Source organism: Streptomyces endophyticus, assembly GCF_035798155.1.
In the GTDB taxonomy this organism is placed as follows: Bacteria; Actinomycetota; Actinomycetes; order Streptomycetales; family Streptomycetaceae; genus Streptomyces; species Streptomyces endophyticus.
In genome coordinates, this window is the sequence record NZ_JAOZYC010000185.1 from 1 (window position 1) to 26,104 (window position 26,104).

The 26,104-nt window shown below is 71.8% G+C and carries 25 protein-coding genes and 1 pseudogene; 19 read left to right on the forward strand and 7 right to left on the reverse strand.

Features of this window, described 5'->3' with window-relative positions; genetic code table 11:
* The 6 genes and pseudogenes from OKJ99_RS37305 to OKJ99_RS37330 form a co-directional block, all read left to right on the forward strand.
* A pseudogene (locus tag OKJ99_RS37305) lies at positions 1 to 156 on the forward strand (2-oxo acid dehydrogenase subunit E2); the annotation flags it as partial.
* A gap of 188 nt (positions 157 to 344) precedes the next feature.
* A complete protein-coding gene (locus OKJ99_RS37310) occupies positions 345 to 968 on the forward strand; it encodes a GntR family transcriptional regulator (RefSeq protein WP_326022828.1) in 624 nt (207 codons plus the stop codon).
* 235 nt (positions 969 to 1,203) lie between these two features.
* Positions 1,204 to 3,909: a pyruvate dehydrogenase (acetyl-transferring), homodimeric type gene (gene aceE / locus OKJ99_RS37315; protein ID WP_326022829.1), complete on the forward strand. Its 2,706-nt coding sequence runs from the start codon at positions 1,204 to 1,206 to the stop codon at positions 3,907 to 3,909.
* Between the two features lie 108 nt (positions 3,910 to 4,017).
* On the forward strand, positions 4,018 to 4,782 hold the full coding sequence (locus tag OKJ99_RS37320) for a VOC family protein (protein ID WP_326022830.1): 765 nt from the start codon (positions 4,018 to 4,020) through the stop codon (positions 4,780 to 4,782).
* Between the two features lie 48 nt (positions 4,783 to 4,830).
* Complete coding sequence (locus OKJ99_RS37325) at positions 4,831 to 5,823, forward strand: helix-turn-helix transcriptional regulator (RefSeq protein ID WP_326022831.1); 993 nt, start codon at positions 4,831 to 4,833, stop codon at positions 5,821 to 5,823.
* A gap of 122 nt (positions 5,824 to 5,945) precedes the next feature.
* Positions 5,946 to 6,461, forward strand: coding sequence for a DUF4240 domain-containing protein (locus OKJ99_RS37330; protein ID WP_326022877.1), 516 nt, complete (start codon positions 5,946 to 5,948; stop codon positions 6,459 to 6,461).
* Positions 6,462 to 6,512: 51 nt separating this feature from the next.
* Here the strand turns inward: OKJ99_RS37330 and OKJ99_RS37335 are convergent, their stop codons facing one another.
* Positions 6,513 to 7,421 (reverse strand): TIGR01777 family oxidoreductase, encoded by a 909-nt coding sequence (locus tag OKJ99_RS37335; protein ID WP_326022832.1) that lies wholly within the window; start codon positions 7,419 to 7,421, stop codon positions 6,513 to 6,515.
* Positions 7,422 to 7,453: 32 nt separating this feature from the next.
* Between OKJ99_RS37335 and OKJ99_RS37340 the strand changes: the two genes are divergently transcribed.
* The 3 genes from OKJ99_RS37340 to OKJ99_RS37350 all read left to right on the forward strand — a co-directional run bounded on the left by OKJ99_RS37340 (position 7,454) and on the right by OKJ99_RS37350 (position 10,579).
* The gene (locus OKJ99_RS37340) at positions 7,454 to 7,954 is read left to right on the forward strand and encodes a GNAT family N-acetyltransferase (protein WP_326022834.1); all 501 of its coding nucleotides are present in this window, start codon (positions 7,454 to 7,456) and stop codon (positions 7,952 to 7,954) included.
* Between the two features lie 112 nt (positions 7,955 to 8,066).
* Positions 8,067 to 9,215: a PP2C family protein-serine/threonine phosphatase gene (locus tag OKJ99_RS37345; RefSeq protein ID WP_326022835.1), complete on the forward strand. Its 1,149-nt coding sequence runs from the start codon at positions 8,067 to 8,069 to the stop codon at positions 9,213 to 9,215.
* Positions 9,216 to 9,232: 17 nt separating this feature from the next.
* Positions 9,233 to 10,579 carry a hypothetical protein gene (locus OKJ99_RS37350; RefSeq protein WP_326022836.1) on the forward strand — a complete coding sequence of 449 codons (1,347 nt, stop codon included), beginning with the start codon at positions 9,233 to 9,235 and terminating at the stop codon, positions 10,577 to 10,579.
* Between the two features lie 33 nt (positions 10,580 to 10,612).
* Here the strand turns inward: OKJ99_RS37350 and OKJ99_RS37355 are convergent, their stop codons facing one another.
* Positions 10,613 to 11,422 (reverse strand): peptidoglycan recognition protein family protein, encoded by an 810-nt coding sequence (locus OKJ99_RS37355; RefSeq protein ID WP_326022837.1) that lies wholly within the window; start codon positions 11,420 to 11,422, stop codon positions 10,613 to 10,615.
* A gap of 93 nt (positions 11,423 to 11,515) precedes the next feature.
* On the opposite strand from OKJ99_RS37355, the gene OKJ99_RS37360 reads away from it, so the two are divergent.
* Positions 11,516 to 12,712 (forward strand): MarP family serine protease, encoded by a 1,197-nt coding sequence (locus tag OKJ99_RS37360; protein ID WP_326022838.1) that lies wholly within the window; start codon positions 11,516 to 11,518, stop codon positions 12,710 to 12,712.
* Between the two features lie 10 nt (positions 12,713 to 12,722).
* Here the strand turns inward: OKJ99_RS37360 and OKJ99_RS37365 are convergent, their stop codons facing one another.
* Positions 12,723 to 13,316 (reverse strand): cysteine hydrolase family protein, encoded by a 594-nt coding sequence (locus OKJ99_RS37365; RefSeq protein ID WP_326022839.1) that lies wholly within the window; start codon positions 13,314 to 13,316, stop codon positions 12,723 to 12,725.
* A gap of 85 nt (positions 13,317 to 13,401) precedes the next feature.
* On the opposite strand from OKJ99_RS37365, the gene OKJ99_RS37370 reads away from it, so the two are divergent.
* A complete protein-coding gene (locus tag OKJ99_RS37370; protein WP_326022840.1) occupies positions 13,402 to 14,403 on the forward strand; it encodes a GlxA family transcriptional regulator in 1,002 nt (333 codons plus the stop codon).
* A gap of 4 nt (positions 14,404 to 14,407) precedes the next feature.
* Here OKJ99_RS37370 and OKJ99_RS37375 read toward each other — a convergent pair whose 3' ends face one another.
* Positions 14,408 to 15,202, reverse strand: coding sequence for an SDR family NAD(P)-dependent oxidoreductase (locus OKJ99_RS37375; RefSeq protein WP_326022841.1), 795 nt, complete (start codon positions 15,200 to 15,202; stop codon positions 14,408 to 14,410).
* A 120-nt stretch (positions 15,203 to 15,322) separates the two neighbouring features.
* Between OKJ99_RS37375 and OKJ99_RS37380 the strand changes: the two genes are divergently transcribed.
* Positions 15,323 to 15,967 carry a TetR/AcrR family transcriptional regulator gene (locus OKJ99_RS37380; protein WP_326022842.1) on the forward strand — a complete coding sequence of 215 codons (645 nt, stop codon included), beginning with the start codon at positions 15,323 to 15,325 and terminating at the stop codon, positions 15,965 to 15,967.
* Between the two features lie 267 nt (positions 15,968 to 16,234).
* Positions 16,235 to 17,563, forward strand: a complete 1,329-nt coding sequence (locus tag OKJ99_RS37385) for an FAD-dependent oxidoreductase (protein ID WP_326022843.1) — start codon at positions 16,235 to 16,237, stop codon at positions 17,561 to 17,563.
* Between the two features lie 63 nt (positions 17,564 to 17,626).
* Here the strand turns inward: OKJ99_RS37385 and OKJ99_RS37390 are convergent, their stop codons facing one another.
* A complete protein-coding gene (locus OKJ99_RS37390) occupies positions 17,627 to 19,090 on the reverse strand; it encodes a regulator (protein WP_326022844.1) in 1,464 nt (487 codons plus the stop codon).
* A 298-nt stretch (positions 19,091 to 19,388) separates the two neighbouring features.
* Between OKJ99_RS37390 and lipB the strand changes: the two genes are divergently transcribed.
* From lipB to OKJ99_RS37410, 4 genes are all read left to right on the forward strand, one after another.
* A complete protein-coding gene (gene lipB, locus OKJ99_RS37395; protein WP_326022845.1) occupies positions 19,389 to 20,210 on the forward strand; it encodes a lipoyl(octanoyl) transferase LipB in 822 nt (273 codons plus the stop codon).
* 112 nt (positions 20,211 to 20,322) lie between these two features.
* Positions 20,323 to 21,288, forward strand: a complete 966-nt coding sequence (lipA, locus tag OKJ99_RS37400; RefSeq protein ID WP_326022846.1) for a lipoyl synthase — start codon at positions 20,323 to 20,325, stop codon at positions 21,286 to 21,288.
* A gap of 234 nt (positions 21,289 to 21,522) precedes the next feature.
* Entirely contained in the window at positions 21,523 to 21,720 is a 198-nt protein-coding gene (locus OKJ99_RS37405) for an SCO2195 family GlnR-regulated protein (protein ID WP_326022847.1), read from the forward strand.
* Between the two features lie 58 nt (positions 21,721 to 21,778).
* A complete protein-coding gene (locus tag OKJ99_RS37410; protein ID WP_326022848.1) occupies positions 21,779 to 22,492 on the forward strand; it encodes a DUF4191 domain-containing protein in 714 nt (237 codons plus the stop codon).
* 71 nt (positions 22,493 to 22,563) lie between these two features.
* Here OKJ99_RS37410 and OKJ99_RS37415 read toward each other — a convergent pair whose 3' ends face one another.
* Entirely contained in the window at positions 22,564 to 23,031 is a 468-nt protein-coding gene (locus OKJ99_RS37415; RefSeq protein ID WP_326022849.1) for an RDD family protein, read from the reverse strand.
* 201 nt (positions 23,032 to 23,232) lie between these two features.
* Between OKJ99_RS37415 and glnA the strand changes: the two genes are divergently transcribed.
* Together glnA and OKJ99_RS37425 are read left to right on the forward strand one after the other, a co-directional pair.
* Positions 23,233 to 24,642 (forward strand): type I glutamate--ammonia ligase, encoded by a 1,410-nt coding sequence (gene glnA, locus OKJ99_RS37420; RefSeq protein WP_326022851.1) that lies wholly within the window; start codon positions 23,233 to 23,235, stop codon positions 24,640 to 24,642.
* Positions 24,643 to 24,813: 171 nt separating this feature from the next.
* Entirely contained in the window at positions 24,814 to 25,326 is a 513-nt protein-coding gene (locus tag OKJ99_RS37425; protein WP_326022852.1) for a DUF1269 domain-containing protein, read from the forward strand.
* A 39-nt stretch (positions 25,327 to 25,365) separates the two neighbouring features.
* Here OKJ99_RS37425 and OKJ99_RS37430 read toward each other — a convergent pair whose 3' ends face one another.
* On the reverse strand, positions 25,366 to 26,094 hold the full coding sequence (locus tag OKJ99_RS37430; RefSeq protein ID WP_326022853.1) for an ANTAR domain-containing protein: 729 nt from the start codon (positions 26,092 to 26,094) through the stop codon (positions 25,366 to 25,368).
* Positions 26,095 to 26,104 lie beyond the last annotated feature (10 nt).

Genomic DNA, 26,104 nt, shown 5'->3' on the forward strand with positions numbered 1-26,104 from the left:
GTCATCGTCCCGCCGAACCAGGTCGCCATCCTGGGCATCGGCGCCACCGTCAAGCGCCCGGTCGTCATCTCCGACCCCGAGCTCGGCGACACCATCGCGGTGCGTGACATGACCTACGTGACCCTCTCCTACGACCACCGCCTGGTGGACGGCGCCGTCGTACGCGCGCGTGCGTAGCCGAACGCTCCGGCGGGCACCCCCTCTGTAGCCCGCCCCCGACAAACGCTCTCTGTAACCGGCATCACCCGTCGCATGCGCGGCCGTACCCCGTCCGGCCAGGGCAGCGGCCTTATTGTCTAAGGGTCCCCGCCGACCCACCGGGTCCACCCTGCCAAGGAGCCCCCATGACCGCGCCCGTCGTCCACTCGCTTCGCGATCAGATCCGCGAGCACATCGTCGAGGGGATCGTCAGCGGCCGCTGGAAGCCGGGCGAGCGCATCGTGGAGCGCCGGATCGCGACCGAGCTGGAGGTCTCGCAGACCCCGGTGCGGGAGGCGCTGCGGGAGCTGGAATCACTGCGGCTCATCGAGTCGGCGCCGAACAAGGGCGTGCGGGTACGGAACCTCTCCGCGGCGGACCTGGAGGAGTCCTACCCGGTCAGGGCGGGCCTGGAGGCCATCGCGGCGGAGCTGGCGGCCGCCAGGCTGGCCGACGACTGCTCGGCCCTTGAGCCCCACGTGGAGGCGCTGTACAGGGCGGACCAGGAGGCCGACGGGACCGCCCAGGTGCGGCACACGGTCGCCTTTCACCGCGCGCTGGTGCGGGCGGCGGACAATTCGGTGCTTCTGCACACGTGGGAGGGGCTCGGTATCGAGGTCTTCACCGCGCTGTCCATCCGCTGGCTGGGCACCGTGCAGCAGTCGTACGCGGAGGAGCACGCCGATCTCGTCGCCGCGTTCCGGCGGCGTGACCCGGAGATCGCGGCCCTCGTGAAGGCCCACGTCCTGGGGTGTGCGCCCCGCGCATGAGGCGTCACGGTCCGCAGCTCTGACCAGGCACTCCGTGCCCTGATCGACGAAATCCGGCGACACCCTGTGCCGACTTTCTCGATCTGAAGAGGTTTTGCGGGTGAATCCTTTGATCGATCATCGATCAGCGAGTTACAGTCCCGGATGGGTCCCCACCCGGACCTCGCCCTGTCCTGCCAAAGACAAAGGGCACCCCCACCCCACCCCCTTCGACTCAGGAAGGCGTGCGGCGACTATGACCGACCCCATGCGCATCCAGCCGAGCGAGCTCGACCAGCTCCCGGACCGTGACCCCGAGGAGACCGCCGAATGGCGGGCCTCCCTGGACGCCGTTACCCAGGCGGCCGGGCCGCACCGCGCCGCGTACCTCATGCGGCGCACGCTGGAAGGCGCCGAAGCGGGCGGCCTGGCGCTGCCGAAGCTTCTTGAGACGGACTACCTCAACTCCATCCCCACCGCCGCCGAGCCGGAGTTCCCGGGCGACGAGGAGATGGAAGCCAAGATCACCGCGTACAACCGCTGGAACGCGGCCGCGATGGTGACCCGTGGCTCGAAGCACGGCGTCGGCGGCCACATCGCCACGTTCGCCTCGGCCGCCTGGCTGTACGAGACCGGCTTCAACCACTTCTTCCGCGGCAAGGAGGGCGACGGCTCGGGCGACCAGCTCTACATCCAGGGCCACGCCTCCCCGGGCATCTACGCCCGCGCCTTCCTCGACGGCCGCCTCAGCGAGCAGCAGCTCGACAACTTCCGCCGCGAGGCGGGGGGCAACGGTCTGCCGTCGTACCCGCACCCGCGCCGCCTGCCCTGGCTGTGGGAGTTCCCGACGGTGTCCATGGGCCTCGGCCCGCTGTCCGCGATCTACCAGGCGCGGTTCAACCGCTACCTGACCGCGCGGAACATCAAGGACACGTCGAACTCGCACGTCTGGGCGTTCCTCGGCGACGGCGAGATGGACGAGCCCGAGTCGACCTCGGCGCTCACGCTCGCCGCCCGCGAGGGTCTGGACAACCTGACCTTCGTCATCAACTGCAACCTGCAGCGCCTGGACGGCCCGGTCCGCCCGAACTTCCGCGTGGTGCAGGAGCTCGAGGCCCAGTTCCTCGGCTCCGGCTGGAACGTCATCAAGTCCATGTGGGGCAACGCCTGGGACGAGCTCTTCCAGCTCGACACCACCGGCGCCCTGCTGCGCCGCCTGCGCGAGGTCCCGGACGCCCAGTTCCAGACGTACCAGACCCGCGACGTCGCCTACATCCGCGAGAACTTCTTCGGCACGGACCCGGCGCTCATCGAGCTCGCCAAGGTGCTGTCCGACGACAAGATCTCCGAGTGCTTCCACACCTCGCGCGGCGGCCACGAGCCCCGCAAGGTGTACGCGGCGTACAAGGCGGCCGTCGAGCACAAGGGCAAGCCGACCGTGATCCTCACCCAGACGGTGAAGGGCTTCACGCTCGGTAAGGGCTTCGAGTCCAAGAACGCCAACCACCAGATGAAGAAGCTGACGATCGACGAGTTCAAGGGCATGCGTGACCTCCTTGACCTGCCGATCCCGGACAGCCACTTCGAGGACGGCGTCGTCCCGTACGCGCGTCCCGCCGACGACTCCCCCGAGCTGCGCTACCTCGCCGAGCGTCGCGCCGCCCTCGACGGTCCCGCCCCGGCCCGCCGTACGCAGCCGCTCGCGCCGCTGCCCGCGCCCGCGGACAAGGCGTTCGCCTCGTTCGACAAGGGCTCCGGCACGCAGTCGGTCGCCTCGACGATGGCGCTCGTACGCCTGCTGAAGGACCTCGTACGGGACAAGACGTCCGGCAAGCGCTGGGTGCCGATCATTCCCGACGAGGCGCGCACCTTCGGCATGGAGTCGCTGTTCCCGTCGCTGGGTCTGTACTCGCCCAAGGGCCAGACGTACGACCCGGTCGACCGCGACCAGCTCATGTACTACAAGGAGTCCGAGTCCGGCCAGATCCTCAACGAGGGGATCAACGAGGCCGGTTCGCTCGCCGACTTCATCGCCGCCGCCACGTCGTACTCGACGCACGGCGAGCAGATGATCCCGCTGTACATCTTCTACTCGATGTTCGGCTGGCAGCGCACCGGCGACCAGTTCTGGCAGCTCGGCGACCAGATGGGCCGCGGCTTCGTCATCGGCGCCACGGCAGGCCGTACGACGCTCACCGGTGAGGGCCTGCAGCACGCGGACGGCCACTCGCCGATGATCGCGGCCACCAACCCGGCGGCCGTGACGTACGACCCGGCGTTCGCGTACGAGATCAGCGCCATCATGAAGGACGGTCTGCGCCGCATGTACGGCGAGGCCAAGCCGGGCGAGGACCAGGACGTCTTCTACTACCTGACGGTCTACAACGAGCCGATGCCGCAGCCGGCCAAGCCGGCCGTGGACGGTCTCGACGAGGCCATCATCAAGGGCCTGTACCGCTTCAACACGGCGGAGACCGCCGGTGTGGACGTGGCGGCGGCGAACGCCCCGCGCATCAACCTCATCGGCTCCGGCACGGCGATCCACTGGACGCTCAAGGCGCAGCAGTTGCTCGCCGAGGACTTCGGTGTGGCCGCCGACGTGTGGTCCGCGACGTCGTGGACCGAGCTGCGCCGCGACGCCCTCGAGGCCGACGAGGCGCTGCTGAACGGCGAGGAGCGGGTGCCGTTCGTCCGCCAGGCGCTGGCCGGCGCCGAGGGCCCGGTGCTCGCCGTCTCCGACTACATGCGCCAGGTCCCCGACCAGATCGCGCAGTGGATCGAGCAGGACTACACCTCGCTCGGCGCGGACGGCTTCGGCCTCTCCGACACCCGCGAGGACGCCCGCCGCCACTTCGGTGTCGACGCGGAGTCGATCGTCGTCGCGTCCCTCGCCCAGCTCGCCCGCCGCGGCGAGGTCAAGGCGACGGCCGTGAAGGAGGCGCGCGAGCGCTACGGCCTGTAAGGCCTGCTGAGAGGTACGTGTGCGTGCCCCGTCCCGATTGCCGGGACGGGGCACGCGTGCGTGAATGGACGCGTCGTCGCGAAGGCCGTCCGCGGGAGGCGCAGTTCCGTGAAGATCTCCAAGTCCCCCTCCGCTCCCTGCTGGGCCGATCTGTCGACGCCCGACCCGGAGGCGGCCCGGTACTTCTACGAGGCCCTGTTCGGCTGGCGCACCCGGTCGTCCGACGACCCCACGGTCGGCGGCCACGGCACGTTCGCGCTCGACAGCCCGGACGGACCGAAGGTGGCCGGGGTCGGCCCGGTGCTGCGCCCCGGACAGCCCGCCGCCTGGCTGCCGTACTTCCAGTCCGGCGGCATCGACGCGGTCACCGCGCGCGTGAGCGGCAACGGCGGCCGGGTCGTCTCCGGACCGATCGGCGTCCCCGCGGAGGGCAGGCTCGCGGTCTGCCAGGATCCGGCGGGCGCGGCGTTCGGCCTGTGGGAGCCGCAGGGGCGCGCCGGGTTCGAGGTGGTGAACGTGCCGAGCAGCTTCTGCTGGTTCGAGCTGCTCACACGGGACGGGGCGGGCGCGGTGGACTTCTACCAGTCGGTGCTCGGCTGGGGCGCGCGGCGCGACGGCGGCCACACGGAGTGGAGCGTCGCCGACGAGCCCTTCGGCAGCATGGTCGACATGTCGACCGGACAGTTCCCGCCCGAGGTGCCCTCGTACTGGAATCTGTACGTGGCCGTGGACGATCCGGACGCGGTGGCCGAGCGCTGCACGGAGCTGTCGGGGCGGGTCCTGGTGGCACCGACGACGATCGAGCCGGGCCGGTTCGCGATGCTCGCGGACCCGCAGGGCGCGGCGTTCTCGGTGATGCGCTTCGCGGCGTGAGCTGCTTGAGCGGGTCCCGTTGTCAGTGGAGCGGTTCATGATGACCGTATGCGTGCTGCCCGCCTGATCAAGATGGTGCTGTTGCTCCAGTCCCGGCCGTCCATGACCGCGGCCGAGCTGGCGCGCGAGCTCGAGGTGTCCGAGCGGACGGTGACGCGGGACGCGCAGGCACTGTCGGAGGCCGGGGTTCCGGTGTACGCGGACCGGGGGCGGGCCGGTGGGTACCGGCTGATCGGCGGGTACCGGACGCGGCTCACGGGGCTCGCGCGCGGCGAGGCGGAGGCGCTGTTCCTGTCGGGGGTGCCGGGGGCGCTGCGCGAGATGGGCCTTGAGGACGCGGCGTCGGCGGCGCATCTGAAGGTGTCGGCCGCCCTGCTGCCCTCCTTGCGGGACGCGCCGCGGACGGCGGCGCAGCGCTTCCATCTGGACGCGCCGGGCTGGTTCCAGGAGCCGCAGACGCCCGAGCTGCTGCCCGCGATCGCGGAGGCGGTGTGGGAGGACCGGGTGGTGCGGGTCCGCTACCGCCGCACATCGCTCGGGCAGGCGGAGGACGTGGAGCGGGAGTTGGAGCCGTACGGGCTCGTGCTCAAGGCGGGCGTCTGGTACCTGGCGGCCGCGGTGCGCGGGGCGGACACCTTCCGGGTGTACCGGGTCGACCGGTTCACGGCCGTGGAGCCGGGCGAGGAGCGGTTCGGGCGGGGCGAGGGGGAGGACGCGTTCGACCTGCCCGCGTTCTGGGAGGAGCGGTCGGCGCAGTTCGTACGGGCACTGCTGCGGGCGGAGGTCGTCGTGCGGCTCACGCCCTCCGGGGTACGTCAACTTCCGTACGCCACCGATCCGGCGTCCGCGCGCGAGGCCGTGGAGTCGGCGGGGGACGCGGACGCCGACGGGCGGATCGCGGTGACACTGCCGGTCGAGTCGGAGGACGTGGCGTACACGCAGCTCATGGCGCTCGGTCCGGAGGCGGAGGTGGTGGCTCCGGCGGCGCTGCGGGAGCGGTTCACGCAGGCCGCGCGGCGCATGCGGGGGTGGTACGGCTGACGGTGCCGGGCCGCGAGCGGGTCGCCCCGGGCGTGCCGTGGGCATGTGCATGCATAACGAAGTGGAGCAGCTCCCGCGCTCGGCGTGCGCCCCATCGGTACAGGGCCGATGCTGGTCCCGTGATGGACGAGACCGAGTTCTGGGAGATCGTGGACAGTACGCGTGAGGCCGCGGGTGGCGACCCCGAGGATCACGCCGAGCTGCTCGTCGAGCGGCTGCTGCGGTCCGATCCGGACTTCGTGCTCGACTTCGCCCGACACTTCGAGTCCCGGTACAACCGGGCGTACCGCTGGGACCTTTGGGGCGCGGCGTGGGTGCTGCTCGACGGGGCGAGCGACGACGCCTTCGACTACTTCCGCTGCTGGCTGATCGGCCAGGGCCGGGAGATGTTCGAAGGTGCGCTGCACGATCCGGACTCGCTGGCGGAACTCCTGGACGACTTCGACGACGAGGTCGACGGGGACGGCGAGGAGATCGGTTACGCGGCGGACGAGGCGTACGAACAGCTGACGGGGGTGGTCGCCCCGGACCTGGGCCTCTCCCCCGCCCCACCGGAGCCGGAGGGCACGCCTCTGGACTTCGAGGACGACGGGTTGATGGCCCGGACGTATCCCCGCCTCACGGCGCGGTTCGGGTAGCCGCGGCACCGGGGCGGGGCCATTCCCGACAGTCCTGCCGGACGGGCCTGCTCAATCGCCGCAGGGGCTTGATTGTGCCGCCCGGATCGCCTGGTCCACTCCCGGGTGCGCGAACTCGAACCCCGATTCCAGCAGCCGCGTGGGCACCGCCCGGGTCGACCCGAGAACGTCCCCCGCCATCTCCCCGAGGGCCACGCGGAGGGCGAAGGACGGAACGGGCAGCACCGCAGGCCTCCGCAGGACACGCCCCATCGCCGCCGTCACCTCCCGGTTCGTCGCCGGCTGGGGCGCCGTCAGGTTCACCGGACCGGCCAGCTCGTCCGTGTCCAGAAGGTGCCGCAGCGCCGCCACGTGGTCGGCGAGCGCGATGTACGACCAGTACTGCCGGCCGTCCCCAAGACGCCCGCCGAGCCCCGCCCTGAACAGCGGGAAGAGCTTGCCCCAGGCTCCTCCGCCGCGCGCGACGACGAGGCCGGTGCGGGCGAACACCGTACGGATGCCCGCCTGGTGCGCGGGCGCGGCCGCCGCCTCCCACTCGACGCAGAGCGAGGGCAGGAAGCCGTCGCCCGCCGGAGCCGATTCGTCGACCGTGCGGGCGCCCGTGTCGCCGTAGTAGCCGACCGCGCTGCCGTTGAGCAGGACGCGCGGCGGCGTGCCGAGCCCGGCGGCCGCCCGCGCGAGCGTCTGCGTGCCGAGGACCCGGCTGTCGCGGATCTCCCGCTTGTACGCGGCCGTCCACCGGTGGTCGCCGACCCCGGCCCCCGCGAGGTTGACGATCGCCTCGCAGCCGGAGAGCCGGGACGTGTCGACGTAACCCTCCTTCCGGTCCCAGCGCGCCTCGTCCGGCGCCCGTGGGGCGCGCCGCACCAGGCGCACCACGTCGTGCCCGTCGTCCGTCAGGGACCGGACCAGGGCCGAGCCGATGAGTCCTGAGGCGCCCGCCACCACGAAACGTGTCATGGGCCCATCCTGCCCGTCGTACAGTCGGCCGCATGTCAGCCCCCGAGGGCTCCGAGGCCCACATACGTTTCGCCGTCCCCGAGGACGCGGCGGCGCTCGGCCGTCTCGACCGGGAGACCTGGTCGTATCTGCACGCGGTGACGGCGCTCGACCCGGGGCCTTCGCCGTTCTTCAACGAGCGCTTCGGCCCGCGCGACCACCTTGTCGCCGAGCTCGACGGCCGGCTCGTGGGATACATCCGCCTCGGCCTCCCCACACCCCTGGAGACGAACGCGCACGTACGGCAGATCATGGGGCTCGCGGTCGCCGACGCCGCCCGCGGACGAGGCGCGGGCCGGGCCCTCGTGCGGGGCGCGATCGAACTGGCGCGGCGGCAGGGCGCGCGCCGGATCACGCTGCGCGTCCTCGGCCACAACACCCCGGCACGGAAGCTGTACGAGGCGGAGGGCTTCGTGGTCGAGGGCGTGCTGCCCGAGGAGTTCCTGCTCGACGGGGCGTACGTGGACGACGTGCTGATGGGACAGCCCCTGTAGGCCGCCCGGCGGCGGCGCGGTCACGGCGTGCGACGGGCGGCGACTCGTAGCAGGGTGAGGTGACACCTCCCACACCTCCAACGCCTCCGTCGCGAAGGGAGCCGAAGCCCGCATGACCTGGCCCGCGGCGCGCCGCAGAGACGAGGCGGAGCGCGCCTGGCTGCGCGGTGCGCCGCCGCCGCGCTGGGTGCGGTGGCTGCCGATCGGGCTGCTCGTGGTCCTGTACGCGCTCCAGGCCCCCACGGGATACCGGTTCGAGCTCGCGTTCCCGCTCGCGGCCATCCCGCCGCTCGCCGCGCTGTCGTACGGTCCCGTGGCCACGGCCCTCTACGGCGGCTTCGTCATCCTGCTCCTCGAACTGCCCCGCACCGGCTTCGGGCGCCCCGGCGACAGTGACGTGCTGACGGTGGGTCTCGTCGCCGTGCTCAGCACGGCGATCGCCCTGGTCCGCAGACGCAGGGACAAGCAGCTGGTCACGGTGCGCACGGTCGCGGAGGCCGCCCAGTTCGCGGTGCTGCCGCCGCTGCCCGAGCGGGTCGGGGCCGTGTGCTGCGCGGGCCTGTACCGGGCGGCGCACCGCGGCGCCCTGGTCGGCGGCGACCTCTTCGACGTGCGCAAGAGCCCGACCGGCGTGCGGGCGGTCGTCGGCGACGTACAGGGACATGGTCTGTCGGCGGTGGGCACGGTCGCGGGGCTGCTCGGCGCGTTCCGGGAGGCGGTCCTCGACCAGCCGGACCTGGAGGGCGTGGCGGCGCGCCTCGACCGGCGGCTCGTGGTGGACACGGCGGAGGACGAGCACGCGGAGCTGTTCGCGACGGCGGTGCTGCTCGAATTCCCCGACCCCGCCCCCGGCGAAGCCCCCGTCGTACGCCTCATCAGCTGCGGTCATCCGCACCCGCTGCTGCTGCGCGACGGGCGGGTGACCGAGCTGGACGTGCCGTCGGGTGCGCCGCTCGGCCTCGGCCTCGCGGAGGCCGCGCCGCCCGAGCGGCTCACGGTCGAGCTGCGGCCCGGGGACCGGCTGATCGCGCCGTCGGACGGGGTGACGGAGGCGCGGAACCGGGACGGGGAGTTCTATCCACTCGCCGACCGGCTTCCGCAGTTCGCGGGCGAGGATCCGGCCGGGCTCACGGACGCGGTGTGGCGGGACGTCATCCGGTTCGCCGGAGCCGTCAGGGACGATCTGACGCTGCTCGTCTTCGCCCCGCTCGTGTCCGCTCCTGACGCCACGCGGACCCCGGACGTGCCTCGCGAGGCGTGAGGTGTGAACGTAGGCGCATGAAGAACCCGGGACTCCCGCGCCGGCAGGGACACCGCCGAGCCGCGGCCACCGCCTCCGTACTGCTGCTGCCGCTCGCCGTTTCCACGCTGTCCGCCTGTTCCGACGACGACGGGGCGACCAATCCGCCGCCCGCCGCCTCGCCCGCCGCGACGGCGAGCGGCGCCCGCTGTGTCACGGACCGCTCGGCCGACGACAAGGGCCCGGACGCGGAGCCGCGCGCGAAGGCCGGGTACACGGTCACCGACAAGACGGTGAAGGCGAAGGCCCAGAAGGAGTTCAAGACGACGACGGGCGACAAGTCGGCGCTGCTCGTGTCGGGTTCGGGGAAGCTGACGACGCGCGACGCGAAGATCATCAAGCATGGCGGCACCTCGTCGGTCACCGCGTCCGACGGGCACGGCCTCAACGCCGCCGCGCTCGCCCGCGACGGGGGCACGCTCACGATGTCCGGCGGCCGGATGTCCACCCAGGGCAAGGGTGCGACCGGGGTGTTCGCCTCGGGCGAGGACGCGAAGGCCACGCTCAGCTCGGGCGGCATCAGGACGAAGGGCACCTCCGCGCGCGGGGTCACGGCGACGCACGGCGGCGCGCTCGACCTGACGTACGTGGAGATCGACACGGCGGCCGCGCAGGCGGCGCCGGTGGCCGTGGGGCCCGGCGGCGGGAAGGTCACGGTGTCCGGCGGCACGATGACCTCGGCGGGCTGCGGGTCGCCTGGCGTGCAGACGGCGGGCGACGTGTCCTTGTCGCAGACGCTGTTCGACCTGGCCAACTCGGAGGCGTTCACCGTGGAGGCCGGGGGTTCGCTGTCCCTGAAGGACGTCCGGGCGTCCGCCGCGGCGGGCGGTGTGGTGCTGCGCGGCGACGGCGAGACCTCGTTCCGGATGACCGGCGGGGCGGTCCAGGCCTCCGACGGTGACATCTTCTCGGTCCAACAGGCCGACGCCGACATCGAGTTGAGCGGTGGCGCCGACGTGAAGACGAAGGACGGAAAGCTGCTGCGGGTCACGGACAAGGGCAGGGCGACGTTCACGGCGGACGGCGAGAAGCTGAAGGGCAGCGTGGCCGTGGGCAAGGGCTCATCCGCCGCCCTCGATCTGACCGGCTCCGCCGATCTGGACGGAAAGATCGTGGGAGCGGCGTCGCTGACGCTCGGCCCCAAGACGCAGTGGTCCGTGTCCGGGGACTCGGCGCTGAAGGGCCTGAAGCTGGCGGACGGCGCGAAGGTCTCCGACGTGATCGTGGGCAACGGTCACACGGTGACGTACGACACGGCGTCGAGCCCGGACCTGCACGGGAAGAAGTACCAGCTGGAGGGCGGCGGCACGCTCAAGCCCGCGTAGCGCCCGGGGCGGGCCCGGGTCGGGGCCGGGGCGCTATCGGCGGTTCTGGAGCGCCGCGGCCCGTTCCCTGATCTCGGGCAGCTTCCCCATCAGGGCGAGGCCGGGGCAGAACGTCTCGTAGCCGTCGCGGTGCCCGGACACCGCGGAGAATTCGTGGGCCGTGCCCGCTCTGAAACGGGCCAGGTCGTTGCTGGACACCAGGCGTACGTGCGAGCGCGGGTCGATCCCGGACAGGCCCAGCTTCCAGGCGGCGACGGCGGCGATCGCGTCGGTCATCGCCTTCGGCACCGGGGTGCCCTCGGTGAACGTGCCGATCGCGGCGATCCCCGCCGTGTTCCGGTTGAAGCCCTGCGCGTGGGCGCCGATGACGGGCCGGCCGATGCCGCCCGCACGCCCCTCGTAGACCGTTCCGCAGCGGTCGACGAGGAAGTTGTAGCCGATGTCGTCCCACTCCTTGCCGCCCGATGCGCCGCCGCCCGCCTGACCCGCGTACAGGTAGCGGATGATGCGCGGCGCGTCCGCGCAGTCGTAGTCGTTCGGCGAGTCGGTGTGGTGCAGGAAGACGGCCTTGACGCGGTCGCCGTAGCGGACCGGGTCGCGGTGGTACGTCTCCGCTCCCGCGAGCCACCTGCCGCGCGGCACGATCCGTGGGCGCGCCGCCGGTACCCGGCCGCCCACGGCCGCGACCCGCTTCACCGGTGCCGCGGAGGCCGGCAGCTCGCCGCGGGCCGTGGCCGCGAAACGCGCGGGCCCGGGCCGGTCGACCGTCGCGGCACACAGCAGAAGGAGCCCGAGGGCCAGGGCTCCGGGCAGCCAGCGCAACTTTCTCCGTACGACGTGCACGCCTCCCACCCTCAGCCCGGCGCGCCCTGTGCGGTCAGCCACAGTGGGCCAGGTGGTGGAACCATCGGGGGCACCCGGGCGTTTCTTACCGGTATGGACCTCCACATACTCGACGTGCTGCTGCTCGTGGTGGCCCTCGCCTACGCCGTGTCCGGCTACCGGCGCGGACTGCTCGCGGGCTGCGTCTCGCTGGCCGGGTTCGTGGGCGGTGCGGCCGTCGGCGTCTGGCTGCTGCCGTACCTGATGGAGACGGTCACGCCGGGCACCACATCGGCCACGATCGTCGCCGTCCTCACGGTGCTCGTACCGGCGGTCGCCGGGCACGGTCTCGCCGGGCTGCTCGCGGCGCGGGTGCGCGGCGGCATGTCGCACGCGCCGGGTCCGCTGCGCGTGGCCGACGGGGTGGGCGGCGGCGCGGCGACCGCGGTGGCCGCCCTGGTGGTGGCGTGGGTGGCGGGCAGCGTCCTCGTCGCCTCCTCCTCCACGGTCCTCAACCAGGCGATCCGGAACTCCTCGGTGCTCGGCGCGGTGCAGCACACCATGCCGTCGACGACCCCGTCCTGGTTCTCACAGGCCACGGGCGCGCTCACCTCGGCGGGCTTCCCCCAGGTCTTCGACCCGTTCGCGAGCGAGCCGCCCGCCAAGGTGGCGAAGCCCTCCGGGGACAACGTCACCGCCAAGGCGACCGCCGCCGCCCAGCGCAGCAGCGTGAAGGTGCAGGGCGCGTCGGGCACCCAGGGCCGCGAGGGCAGTGGCTTCGTGTACAGCTCCGAGCACGTCATGACCAACGCCCACGTGGTCGCGGGCATCGACGACCCGACGGTCCGGGTGGGCGGCACGGGCCACGCGTACGAGGCGAAGGTCGTCCTCTTCGACCCCGACAAGGACGTGGCGGTCCTCTACGTCCCCGGGCTCGACGCCCCGTCGCTGCGCTTCGACGACTCGGCCGAGCGCGGCGACGCCGCCGTGGTCGCGGGCTACCCGCAGGACGGCGGCCTCGACCTCCAGGCCGCCACCGTCGACGACACGATCAAGGCGGCGGGCCAGAACATCTACGGCTCGGGCAACGTCACGCGCGACATCTACTCGATCCGCTCCACGGTCCTGCCCGGCAACTCCGGCGGCCCGCTCCTCGACACGGACGGCGAGGTGTACGGGGTGGTGTTCGCCCGGTCCACGACGGACGACGGGACGGGCTACGTGCTGACGGTGGACGAGGTGTCGCCCGACGCGCAGCGGGCGGCGTCGGCGACGGCGGCCGTGGACACCGGGGCGCTCATCTCCTCGTAGCCGTACGGGGTCAGCTCAGCGACTTCCCCGTCGGGACGACCACTCCGTACAGGTCGGTGATCGTCGCCAGCGCCCCGAGGTGCACCTGCTCGGCGGGCAGTTCGACGCCGCCGACCGAGGTCAGGGGGCGCGTCGCGCAGGCGTCGGCGACGACGGTGGGCCTGTTGCCGCGCAGGAACGCGCCCTGCGCGGTGAACTGCACGCACATGTGCGACATGAACCCGATCACGATGACGTCCTTGTGGCCCGCGGCGTCGACGCGCTCGCCCAGGTCGGTGCCGACGAAGGAGTCCGGGGCGGGCTTGACCACCACGGCCTCGCCCTCGACGGGTGCCACGTCGGGGTGGATCTCCCCGATCTCGGCGCGGATGTCGTACGCGGAGCCCTCGCCGCCGTCGTGCTGGACGTGGACGATCGTCGAGCCCGCCGCGCGGGCGCGGGCGAGGAGTGCGGCGGCGTTGTCGAGGGCGGTCCGCCAGCCCTCCAGCTCCATCACGCCGCGGGTGTAGGTGTTCTGGTAGTCGACCAGGATCAGCGTCGCGTCGGCGAGCGAGGCGGGCGTCTCGTCGAGGCCGTTGAGGGTGCGAAGAGTGGTTGTTGGCATGCCTGGAACGCTACGAGCGGCGCCGCCATGTCGGCAATGACGGCTAACATGCAGATTCGGACACGCCCAGGGAGAGGGGCCCACCGTGAGCGGCGGGAGCGCCACCGAACGACTCGTCGTCATCGTGCTCTTCGAGGGCGTCGACCTGCTCGACGTCACGGGCCCACCCGAGGTGTTCGCGCTGGTCAGGCGGGAGGCGAAGGACCCCGACGCCACCTACCGGGTGCTCCTCGCCGCCGAGACCCCGGACCCCGTCACCACGTCCGCGGGCGTACGCGTCCTGCCCGACGTCACCTTCGACGACGCGGCCCGCCTGGGCATCGACACCCTCCTGGTGCCGGGCTCGGTCGAGGCCGACGCGGAGCGCGGGGTGCGCGCCCTGGCGGAGCCCGCCGTGGTCGACCGGGTGCGGACGCTCGCCGGGCGGGCCCGCCGGGTCGCGTCGGTCTGCGTCGGGGCGCATCTGCTCGCGGCGGCCGGACTGCTCGACGGCAAGCGCGCCACCACCCACTGGTCGACCGCGCGCCAACTGGCGGACGAGCACCCGGAGATCGACGTCGACCCCGACCCGATCTTCATCCGCGAGGGAGACATCTGGACGGGCGCCGGGATCAGCTCCTGCCTCGACCTGTCCCTCGCCCTGGTCGCCGACGACCTCGGCGAGCCGACGGCGCTGCGGGTGGCGCGGCAGCTGGTGATGTACCTGAAGCGGCCGAGCGGCCAGAGCCAGTTCAGCGTGCCGCTGGCGCAGGCCTCCACGACGCGGCGCGTGGAGGACCTGCGCCAGCACATCACCCGGAGTCTCGGCGGACCGCTCACCGTCGCGGAGCTCGCTGCGCACGCCCACGTCAGCGAGCGCCAGCTCACCCGGATCTTCAAGTCCGAACTGGGCACGACACCGAGCGCGTACGTCGAGTCGGCGCGCGTCGAGCGGGCCCGTCAGCGGCTGGAATCCACCGACGACACGCTCGACCGGATCGCCTCCACCTGCGGTTTCGGCACGACGGACACGCTGGTGCGGGCCTTTCGCCGCCAGCTCGACACGACGCCGACGGCGTACCGGCACCGCTTCCGCGTATCCGTGTAGCGGCTCAGTAGTGGGTGCCGCCGTCGATACGGATCTCCGTACCGGTGATGAACTTCCCGTCTTGCGACGCGAGCATCGCGACGACCCCGGCCACGGCCTCGGGCCCGGCGAATCCGTCACCCAGCGAGGGCGACAGCTTCGCGAAGAGGCTCCAGTCGGTGTCCTCGGGCAGGCCGGGGCCCTGGCTCTGCTTGCTCATCCCGGAGCCGTCGGTCATGCCGGACGCGATGGAGCCGGGCTGCACGGCGGTGAACCGGATGCCCTGCTTGCTGTACTCGGCGGCCAGCGCGTGCGTCATGGACTGGACGCCGCCCTTGCTCGCCGCGTACGCCGCCATGTACGGGTGGGCGAACTGCGCGGACGTCGAGCTGAAGTTGACGACGGCGGAGTCCTCGCCCTGGAGAAGCGCCGGTATCGCCTCGCGGATCATCAGGAAGGTACCGGTGAGGTTGACCGCGAGCACCTGGTTGAACTCGGCGAGCGTCGTCTTCTCGGTGTGCGAGGAGCGCAGGATGCCGGCGGCGTTGACGAGTACGTCCAGGCCGCCCAGCGCCCGCACGGCCCCGGCGACGGCGTCGCGCACGGACGCCTCGTCGGCGATGTTCACGACGACCGTGGTGAGGCGCTCGGCGTCGGCGCCGGCCTTGCTCACGGTGTCCTGGAGGCCGGCCTCGCTGACATCGGCCGCGACGACCCGGCCGCCCTCCGCCAGCATGCGCAGCACCGTGGCCTGGCCGATGCCGGATCCGCCACCGGTGATCAGTGCACGGCGTCCTTCGTAGCGATTCAGGCGGTTCATGGCGACTCCTTACGTTCCTGTGTGCGTCCTCGCACGCTGCTCACCGTACGCTTCGGTGGCACGTTTTGCCATAACGGCGTTTCGTGCCATTTCATTCCCGGTGCGGTTACGCTTCGTCAGGTGAACGAGCCCAGAACTCCCCCTCCGTCGCCTGCGCAGCCCTCGCTGACCGAACGCCGCAAAGCGGCGACCCAGCTCGACATCGCCCGCGCGGCGATGGAGCTGTTCACCGAGAAGGGCCCCGACGGCACCACGGCCGAGGAGATCGCGCGCGGCGCCGGGGTCGCGCTGCGCACCTTCTACCGCTACTTCCGCAACAAGCAGGACGCCGTGGGGCCGCTGCTCGCGTCGGGTGGCGACCGCTGGCGCGCGCTGCTGGCCGCGACGAAGCCGGGCACGCCGCTGCCGCAGGCCCTCGAATCGGCCGCGGCGGCGACGCTCTCGCCCCCGGACGAGGCGGCGGAGGAGGCGCTGCTTGGCACCCGGACCCTGCTGCGTGCGGCCCAGGACGACCCGGCCCTGCGCGCGGTCTGGTACCGGGTCAACCAGGAGTCGGAGGAGCAGCTGCTCGCGGTGGTGACACACCTCGCGGGCCCCGACGCGGACCCCCTGGAGACCCGCCTGACGGCCGCCGCGGCGACCGACGCGATCCGGGTGGCCCTTGAGCTCTGGGCCACGACGGACGCCCCCACCTCCGGCCCCAACTCCCCCGCGTCCCTGGCGATCCGCGGCCTGCGCCACCTGAAGGCGGGGACCGCTGGGTAACCGGCGACGGGGGCCGGGGCGTGGCCTCGTGGCACGGAGCCGGGAAGCCCGACGGCGGGGCCGTGTCGGGCAACCGCGGGATGCGCCCCCACGGGGAGGCGCGTGGCCGTGCGCCGTCGTGCTCCCGTGCCGCCCCCACGCGCGACTGCCCGGCGCACGCACCGCGCCTACTCTCTAGTTCCCTGGGCCGCGAACTCAGGTATCCCGAGGGCACATTGAGGGCACGAGCCCCCGGACGCCAGCCACCCGACCCGCCGGAGGCACACCGTGCTGGACCCTGGAGACGTAAGCCCGGGAGCCATCGTCGTCGTGGGCGCCGGGGTCGCGGGACTCGCGGCGGCCCGGCACCTGACCAGGGCGGGACTGCACCCACTGGTCCTGGAGGCCACCACAGCCATCGGGGGCCGCATGTCCACCGAGAAGGTCGACGGCTTCCGCCTCGACCGGACCGGCCGGCCACTGTGCACCTCGTACCCCGAACTGCGCCGCGACCCCGCCCTCGCTCCCCTCCGCCTGCGCCGCTTCTCCCCCGGCGCGCTCGTGCACAGCGAGGGGCTGCGCCACCGGGCGGGCGAACCCACCGGCTCCCGGCGCACGAGGGGCGCACTCGATGCGGCACGCGCCCTGGCGAGCGCCCCTCGGAGTCGGCGCGGCACGCGCCCCACCCTTGGCAGTCCGCTCGACCACGCGCGCCTCGGTGCGACTCTGGCCCGGCTCGCGACGACGGAACCGTCCCGCCTCCTCACCCGCCCCGAACTCCCCGCCGCCCAGGCCCTCTTGAGCCGGGGCCTGCCGCCCTCGACCCTCCACGGCTTCGTACGCCCCCTGCTCTCGGCCCTGCTCTGCGACCCGGACCTCGGTACCTCCAGCCGCTGCGCCGACCTCGCCCTGCACGCGTACGCGGCGGGCTGGCTCGCCGTGCCGGAGGGCGGCGCCGACGCGCTGCCGGAGCTGCTCGCCGCGGGCCTGCCGCCCGGCACGGTGCACACCGGCGTACGGACCACCGCGGTCGCCACGACCTCGGTCACGACCACCGAACTCGGCCGACTCCCGTGCCGCGCCGTGGTGTTGGCGACCGGCGCGCACGACGCCGCCGCACTCCTCCCGGGCCTGCGCGTCCCCGGCTTCCACGAGGTCACGGTCGTGCACCACGCCATGCCCGAGCCGCCGCTCACCGAACCCGCGCTGCTGCTCGACGCGGACCGGCTCGGCCCGGTCGCGCACACGTCGGTGATCAGCCAGGTGGACCCCACGAGAGCCCCCGCGGGCCGCGCCCTGGTCTCCTCGACGGTCCTCGGCCCACCGCCCACGGACCGCGAACTCCGCACCCAACTCGGCACCCTCTACGGCACGTCGACCGCCGACTGGGAAACCCTGGCCGTGCACCACGACGCCCACGCCGTACCGGCGATGCCGCCCCCGCACGACCCGCGCCGCCCGGTCCGCCTCCTCGACGGCCTGTACGTGTGCGGGGACCACCGGGACGCCGGCACGGTGCAGGGCGCCCTCCACTCGGCCCGCCGGGCGACCCGCGCGCTCCTGACGGACCTGGGCATTCCCGAACCCACGGCGCCCCCGATCACCAACGCCGCGTAACCCTCCATACCGCGCCCGCCTCCGTGGCCCAACTCCGGGGGCGGGCGCACCAGACGCCGAGCCTCACCCCAGCGCCGCGACCCGCTCCCGGTACCCCCGGACGGGCCCCGCGTCGCGGTACGGCTCCAGCCGCCGCTCGAACTCCCGCACGTACTCGTGCGCCCGCACCGAGCGCATCTCGGCCGCGGCGGACGCCGCCTCCGCCCCGAGCGCGCACGCCGAGTCCAGCTCCCCGAGCCCGAGCCGCGCCGAGGCCAGCACCACCCGGCAGAACAACCGGCTGCGCGCGAACCCCGGCGCCCGCAACTGCAGGGACCGCTCCGCATGCTGCGCCGCGGCCCGGTACTGCTGCAGGTCCCGGTGGCAGTGCCCGAACTCGTCCGCCAACTGCGCCTCGTCGAAGAACCGCGCCCACGGCGGCACCTCGTCCCCGGGCCGCACCGCCCCGAGCGCCCGCTCGGCCCGCACCAGCGACGCCGTGCACGCCCGCACCTCGCCGAGCACCCCGTGCCCGCGCGCCTCCACGGCGTGCAGCAGCGCCTGCACCGCGGGCGGCGCCGAAGCCCCCACGCCCTGCTGTGCGACCCGCGCGAGCTGCACCGCCTCCCGGCCGTGCCCGAGATAGACGGCCTGCCGGCTCATCGTGACCAGCACGTACGACCCGTACATCCGGTCCCCCGCGGCCTGCGAAAGACGCAGCGCCTGCACGAAGTACCGCTGGGCAAGACCGTGCGCCGCGATGTCGTACGAGGTCCAGCCCGCGAGCCGGGTCAGATCGGCGACGGCGCAGAACAGTCGCCGCCCGTGCTGCTCCCCGTACGCCCCGCGCAGCATCGGCTCGGCCTCGTGCTCCAGGTACCGGACGAGGGCCTGGCGCGCGTGCCCGCCCCCGTACGCGTGGTCGAGCGCGCGGAACAGCTCGCCCACGGAGCGCAGCGCCGCGATGTCCCCGCTCGTCACCCGGTGTCCGGGCCCGCGCTCGGTCTGCCCCCGCTGTCGCGGCACGGCGGCGCCCACCGCCTCCAGCACCGCGCCGGGCCGCCCCTGCACCGGCACCCGCGGCAGCTGCTCGCCGTGGGCCACCCGGTCGTCGGCGCGGCCGATCAGCCAGTCGCGGCTGGGCACGACGAGCCCGGCCGGGGTGAAGGCGATCTTGCGGAGTTCGGCATGGCTGCCGGAGTCCTTGCGCCACAGGCCGCTGACGATGTCGACGGCCTCCTCGGGCGATCCCGCGAACTCAAGACCCGCGTAGACGGGCGCACACGCGTCGAGCCCGAGGTCCTGTGCGGAGAGGCGGCGGCCGAGGCGGCGTGTGAACACCTCGGCGATGAGCGCGGGCGTTGTCCCTCTGGGCTGCTGTCCGCGCAGCCACCGGGTCACGGATGTCTTGTCGTACCGCAGGTCAAGCCCGTGTTCGAGCCCTAGCTGGTCCACGCGGCGCGCGAGGCCCGCGTTGGAGAAACCGGCCTCCGCGATGAGCGCGGCGAGCTGGCGGTTCGGGGTGCGCTGCGGAGGTCGTTCCGTCATGCTGTGCGTTTGCCTTCCGGGCCCTTGGAAGCGGTAAAGGGGGGCCATCGAGTGCCCCCCTCTAGTCGCTGCTCCCTCATGGAACGGCGTACGCCGTGACCGGCTCTCGCTCACGGACGGCGCCGAAATTATCACGCAGCGCACACGGCGTCCCCCAATCAGCCGAGTCGAACCCCTCCTTCATCCGATCGTGTGACAAACCGCGCGAGGGGTGGACGGCTGAGCCGCGATCCGGGAGCCGTAGAGTTGCTCCGGGCGCGTTATATGCACGGTGAAGGTTCTTAGGGAGGCACTTGCCGTGAGTGAGTTCCGGTTCGTCCGCATGGGTTTCGGTGCGGACATGGTCGATTACCAGGTCGCCTGGGACGAGCAGCGCCGTGTGCACGCCGCTCGCTTTGCCGACGAGGTGCCCGACACCTGTCTGCTCCTGGAGCACCCGCCCGTCTATACGGCCGGCCGCCGCACCGCCCCCGAGGAGCGCCCGCTCGACGGCACCCCCGTCATCGACGTGGACCGCGGCGGCAAGATCACTTGGCACGGCCCCGGCCAGCTCGTCGGTTACCCGATCCAGAAGCTCCCCCGTCCCGTGGACGTGGTCGCGCATCTGCGCCGCCTGGAGGACGCGATGATCGCGGTCTGCGCCGAGTTCGGCATCGAGGCGGCGCGCATTGAGGGCCGGGCCGGGGTATGGGTGCTCGGCGACCCGATCGAGCAGCGCACGACCCGCAGGGAGAGCAGCGGCCTGTCGCTGGACTTCGACCCCCGCCTCAGCAGTGAGGACGAGGAGTTCGACCACCGTCTCGTCGGCGCCGAGTACGCGCCGTCGAACGCGGGCCAGCGGCACGAGGACCGCAAGATCTGCGCCATGGGCATCCGCGTCGCCAAGGGCGTCACGATGCACGGCTTCGCGCTGAACGTGAACCCGGACACCTCGAACTTCGACAAGATCATCCCGTGCGGCATCCGCGACGCGGGCGTGACCTCCCTCTCGTACGAGCTCGGGCGCGAGGTCACGATGGACGAGGTGCTGCCGATCGCAGAGAGGCATCTGCGGTCCGTCCTGGGGAACGCGGACCTCAAGCCGCGCGCCATCGAGAAAACGGCGAAGGCCTCGGTATAGCCCATACGGGGAATGCACCCCGCAGGCCGCCGGTTGGCCACCCGTAAGGGCCATGAACATCACGGGCGTACCCTGATGTACGCCGAGGAATCAAAGCTTTAGGGAGCCGGTCGTGTCCGCAGTCGCACCCGACGGACGCAAGATGCTGCGCCTGGAGGTCCGTAACGCTCAGACCCCCATCGAGCGCAAGCCCGAGTGGATCAAGACCCGGGCGAAAATGGGTCCCGAATACACGAAGATGCAGAACCTCGTGAAGTCCGAGGGCCTGCACACGGTCTGCCAGGAGGCGGGCTGCCCCAACATCTACGAATGCTGGGAGGACCGCGAGGCCACCTTCCTCATCGGCGGTGACCAGTGCACCCGGCGCTGCGACTTCTGCCAGATCGACACGGGCAAGCCCGAGCCGCTCGACCGTGACGAGCCGCGCCGCGTCGGCGAGTCCGTCGTCACGATGGACCTGAACTACGCCACGATCACCGGCGTCGCCCGCGACGACCTGGCGGACGGCGGCGCGTGGCTGTACGCGGAGACGGTCCGCCAGATCCACCGCCAGACCACCAACCGCGCGGAGGGCCGCACCAAGGTCGAGCTCCTCGCCCCCGACTTCAACGCGAACCCGGAGCAGCTGGCCGAGGTCTTCTCCTCCCGCCCCGAGGTCTTCGCGCACAACGTCGAGACGGTCCCGCGGATCTTCAAGCGGATCCGTCCGGGCTTCCGCTACGAGCGTTCGCTGAAGGTCATCACCGAGGCCCGTGACTTCGGCCTGGTCACCAAGTCGAACCTGATCCTCGGCATGGGCGAGACCCGCGAGGAGATCAGCGAGGCGCTGCGCCAGCTGCACGACGCCGGCTGCGAGCTGGTCACCATCACGCAGTACCTGCGCCCCTCGGTGCGGCACCACCCCGTGGAGCGCTGGGTCAAGCCGGCCGAGTTCGTGGAGCTGCAGCAGGAGGCCGAGCAGATCGGTTTCTCCGGTGTCATGTCGGGCCCGCTGGTCCGTTCCTCGTACCGCGCGGGCCGGCTGTTCCAGATGGCCAAGGAGCGGCGCGGCTCCGCCACCGCCCCGCAGACTGTGTGAATTCACGCACAAGAGGCTACTGATCGGTAGTGGCCGGTATGACGCGGTCCTGACGATCCCCGCAGTTGGGGGGCACCGTCAGGGCCGCGTCTGCGTTTGCGGCGCGAGCGTCAAGGCTTCATTGGTGTTTGACCGTCCGGTCACGCCCTGGTAACACCAATCAGTGACTCTGGAATCACGCCCCGTACACCCCGTGCAACAGCCGTGATCACCCTTCGAGGGGGGACCTCAACCATGCAGGCCGCGCCCGTCCGCGCCACCGCCATCCCGACCGTCACCGACGCCCTGCGCGCCGTGGAGTCGCTGCTCATGAGCGGCGGCCAGCGCACCGCTCGCCGCAATGCCTGGACCTCGGTCCTGGAGGACCGCCGCCGTGCCAAGGACCGGGTCGAGGCGCAGCGCGTCCTGGAGGCGGCCGCCGCACGGGTCTGAACGAACCGGGTGCAGGTGCGGGTTCTTCCCGCCCCCTTGGCCACGTAGACTTCAGGACATGGCGAGGAAGGAAACTGCAGCGGACGCTGCTAACACCGGGCGGCTCAAGCAGATCGCTCAGACCTACAAGATGACCCGCAGGGTCGACACCAAGATCGGTCTCGTTCTCGCGGCTGTGGGAATCGTCACCTTCGGTGTCCTCCTCGCGATCGGCTTCTTGCTCGGTCACCCCATCTACCTCGGAATTCTCGGCCTCCTGCTCGCTTTCCTCGCGATGGCGATCATCTTCGGGCGCCGAGCCGAGAAGGCCGCCTTCGGGCAGATGGAGGGACAGCCCGGCGCGGCCGCGGCCGTGCTCGACAACATCGGACGTGGCTGGACGACGACCCCCGCGGTCTCCATGAACCGCAGCCAGGACGTGGTGCACCGCGCGGTCGGCAAGGCCGGCATCGTGCTCGTCGCGGAGGGCAACCCGAACCGGGTGAAGTCGCTCCTCGCGGCCGAGAAGAAGAAGATGGCCCGCATCGTCTCCGACGTCCCGGTCCACGACTTCGTGGTGGGCACGAGCCAGGGACCCGAGGGAACGGTTCCGCTGAAGAAGCTCCGCACGACGATGCTCAAGCTGCCGCGCGTGCTGACCGGCCCCCAGGTGACCGCGACCAACGACCGGCTGAAGGCGATGGGCGACCTCATGTCGAACATGCCGCTGCCGAAGGGTCCGATGCCGAAGGGGATGAAGATGCCCAAGGGCGGCGGCGGCCGGACCCGCTGACGCTCTCCATACGCAAATGTGGCGGGCCGGAACCCTCGGGTTCCGGCCCGCCACTTGTCGTTCCGGGTCGGTCAGCTGCGGACCTCGACCGACTTCGCCACGCGGTCGTGCAGGCCGCGGCCGTCACGGTCCCAGATCAGCGCCGGGACGGCGACGCACAGCAGCACCGAGCGGGCGAGCACCCGGCCGAAGCCGATGCGCCCGCCGGCCTCGGAGACGACCCGCAGGCCGAAGAGGCGCTTCCCGGGCGTGCAGCCGATGGTGCCGACCGTGAGCACGCTGAGTGCGAAGAAGATGAGCAGCGCCCAGTTCCCCGTCGCCTGGTTGTAGCCGTGCGTGACCAGGCCGTATGCGATCAGCATGCACAGCGCCCAGTCGACGACGAGGGCTCCGATACGGCGGCCGGGGCGCGCGATGGAGCCGGGTCCGTGCTCGGGCAGACCGAGCTGTTCACCGCGGTAACCGAAGTCGGCGCCCGCCTGTTCCATGGCCTCACGAGGCCCGGACAGCCACGATCCCATTGCTTCCCTGTTGTCCACGCGTCAACGGTACTGCGCCGCTCCCCTGATGCGGTCCCGACCCCTGCTCCGGTTAACTTGGGCGAAACAAATGGGTCATGCTTGAGAAATCACGCCTGCATATCGTCAGGCCCCAGCGTGTGCCGCCGCACCGGTCGCGCGCGATCGAGCTGCCAAGAGCTGCAACCCCGCCCCTCCCTGGGTGGGAGTAGGAGGAGTTGGATGTTCCAGAACGCCGATGACGCCAAGAAATTCATCGCGGACGAGGACGTCAAGTTCGTCGACGTTCGCTTCTGCGACCTGCCGGGTGTGATGCAGCACTTCACGGTGCCGGCTGCGGCGTTCGACCCCACGGAAGAGCTGGCCTTCGACGGCTCGTCGATCCGCGGCTTCCAGGCCATCCACGAGTCCGACATGGCGCTGCGCGCGGACCTCACCACCGCCCGCGTGGACCCCTTCCGCCGCGACAAGACGCTGAACGTCAACTTCTTCATCCACGACCCGATCACGGGCGAGCAGTACAGCCGTGACCCGCGCAACGTGGCGAAGAAGGCCGAGGCGTACCTGGCCTCCACCGGCATCGCCGACACCGCGTTCTTCGGCCCCGAGGCCGAGTTCTACGTCTTCGACTCGGTGCGCTTCGAGACGACGGCCAACCGCTCGATGTACGAGATCGACTCCGAGGCGGGCGCCTGGAACACCGGCGCCGCCGAGAACAACCGTGGCTACAAGGTCCGCTACAAGGGCGGCTACTTCCCGACCCCGCCGGTCGACCACTTCGCCGACCTGCGCGCCGAGATCTCCCTGGAGCTGGACAAGAACGGCCTGCAGGTCGAGCGCCAGCACCACGAGGTCGGCACCGCGGGCCAGGCCGAGATCAACTACAAGTTCAACACGCTGCTCGCCGCGGCCGACGACCTGATGCTCTTCAAGTACATCGTGAAGAACGTCGCCTGGCGCAACGGCAAGACCGCGACCTTCATGCCGAAGCCGATCTTCGGTGACAACGGCTCGGGCATGCACGTCCACCAGTCCCTGTGGGCCGGTGGCGAGCCGCTCTTCTACGACGAGCAGGGCTACGCGGGCCTCTCGGACACCGCCCGGTACTACATCGGCGGCATCCTCAAGCACGCCCCGTCGCTCCTCGCCTTCACGAACCCGACGGTGAACTCGTACCACCGCCTGGTCCCGGGCTTCGAGGCGCCGGTCAACATGGTGTACTCGCAGCGCAACCGCTCCGCGGCCATGCGTATCCCGATCACGGGCTCGAACCCGAAGGCCAAGCGCGTCGAGTTCCGCGCGCCGGACCCGTCCTCGAACCCGTACCTCGCCTTCTCGGCGCTCCTGATGGCCGGCCTCGACGGCGTCAAGAACAAGATCGAGCCGGCCGAGCCGATCGACAAGGACCTGTACGAGCTGGCTCCCGAGGAGCACGCGAACGTCCAGCAGGTCCCGACCTCGCTCCCCGCGGTCCTCGACGCCCTCGAGGCGGACCACGAGTACCTCCTGGCCGGCGGTGTCTTCACCCCCGACCTGATCGAGACGTGGATCGACTACAAGCGCACGAACGAGATCGCCCCGATCCAGCTGCGCCCGCACCCGCACGAGTTCGAGCTGTACTTCGACCTCTAGACCGTCCCGTAACTCCGGACGCGCTCGTAGCCGAGGGCCCGGTCTCCCCCACCAGGGAGACCGGGCCCTCGGCCGTGTCAGGAGCAGGTAACCCTCGTCGGGCGAAAATCGGCCAATCGCCTTAAACTCGGGCAAGTCGCACACGCTGACAAGCCTCGGAGGAGTGCCGTCATGAGCAATCTGTTCGTCGTCGCCTATAACGACCTCGCCACCGCCGACCAGGTCCGCAACCGGCTCCTGGAAATGTCCAAGGAGCACCTCGTCGAGCTCGAGGACATCGTCGTCGTCGAGCGCCGGGAGTCCGACGGGAAGATCAAGCTGCACCAGGCCGTGAACCACACCACGATGGGCGCCACCGGCGGCGCGCTGTGGGGCGGCGTCATCGGCATGCTGTTCCTCGTGCCGTTCCTGGGTGCCGCCGTGGGCGCCGCCGCGGGAGCCGCGGGCGGGGCCGTCACGGACACCGGGATCAACGACAACTTCATGAAGGAACTCAGCGAGAACCTGCGGCCCGGCGCCGCCGCCCTGTTCGTCCTCGTCAAGCAGGCCGCCAAGGACAAGGTCGTGCCCGAGATCGCCACGTACGGCGGTCAGCTCGTGCAGACCTCGCTGAGCAATGACGAGGAGGAGGCGCTGCGCGAGATCCTGAAGGAGAGCCAGGCGAAGGCCGAGGCGTCGGCCTAAGTCGGCCTAAGTCGGCCTAGGTTCTGTCGTAGGAACCGGTCACTGGGCGAGGAGTTCGGGCAGTTGGCCCTCGGTGACCTCGCGGGCCACATCGGCCAGCTTGCGCCGGTGGGATCGCGCGTAGCCCCGCAGTCCCGCGAAGGCCTCGTCCAGTGACAGCCCGTGCCGGGCCGCGAGGATGCCCTTGGCCTGCTCCACGACGACCCGGCTGGACAGCGCGTGCTCCAACTGGCCCGCGAGGACCTGGGTTTCGCTCAGTTCACGCTGCAGGGTCAGGGTGTGCCCCGCGACCTCGGCGAAGAGCCGGACCAGGGCGAGGGCCTCCTCGTCCAGCGGCTTGTCCGGCGCTGTGAACAGCACCAGCGCCCCGACCTGCCCGCTCCTGCCCTGCAGCGGAAGCGCCGTGGCCCGGCCGAAGCCGAGAGCCGTGGCCCGCGGGGACCAGCGCGGCCAGCGCAGCCGGGCGGAGCGCGCGGCGACATCGACGTCCACGAGGGCACAGCCCGTCGTACGGGCGTCGTAGCCTGCGCCCTCCTCCCATCGGGCGGCATCGGCCGCGAGGGAGCCGAGCGAGGGATCGGTGCCGTCGGTGAGGACGGGCGAGTGGCCGCCGGGCACGTACGCCACCTTCGCCCCGCGCGCGTGGAACAGCCGCCTGCCCCCTTCGGCGAGGGTGGCCAGCAGGGCCTGTGTGTCCAAGGGGTCGCGGGCGGCTCCGCCTGTCAACTCGGCGAATACCGCGGCGACTTCCTGCTCTCGCAGTGTCACGGTGGGGACC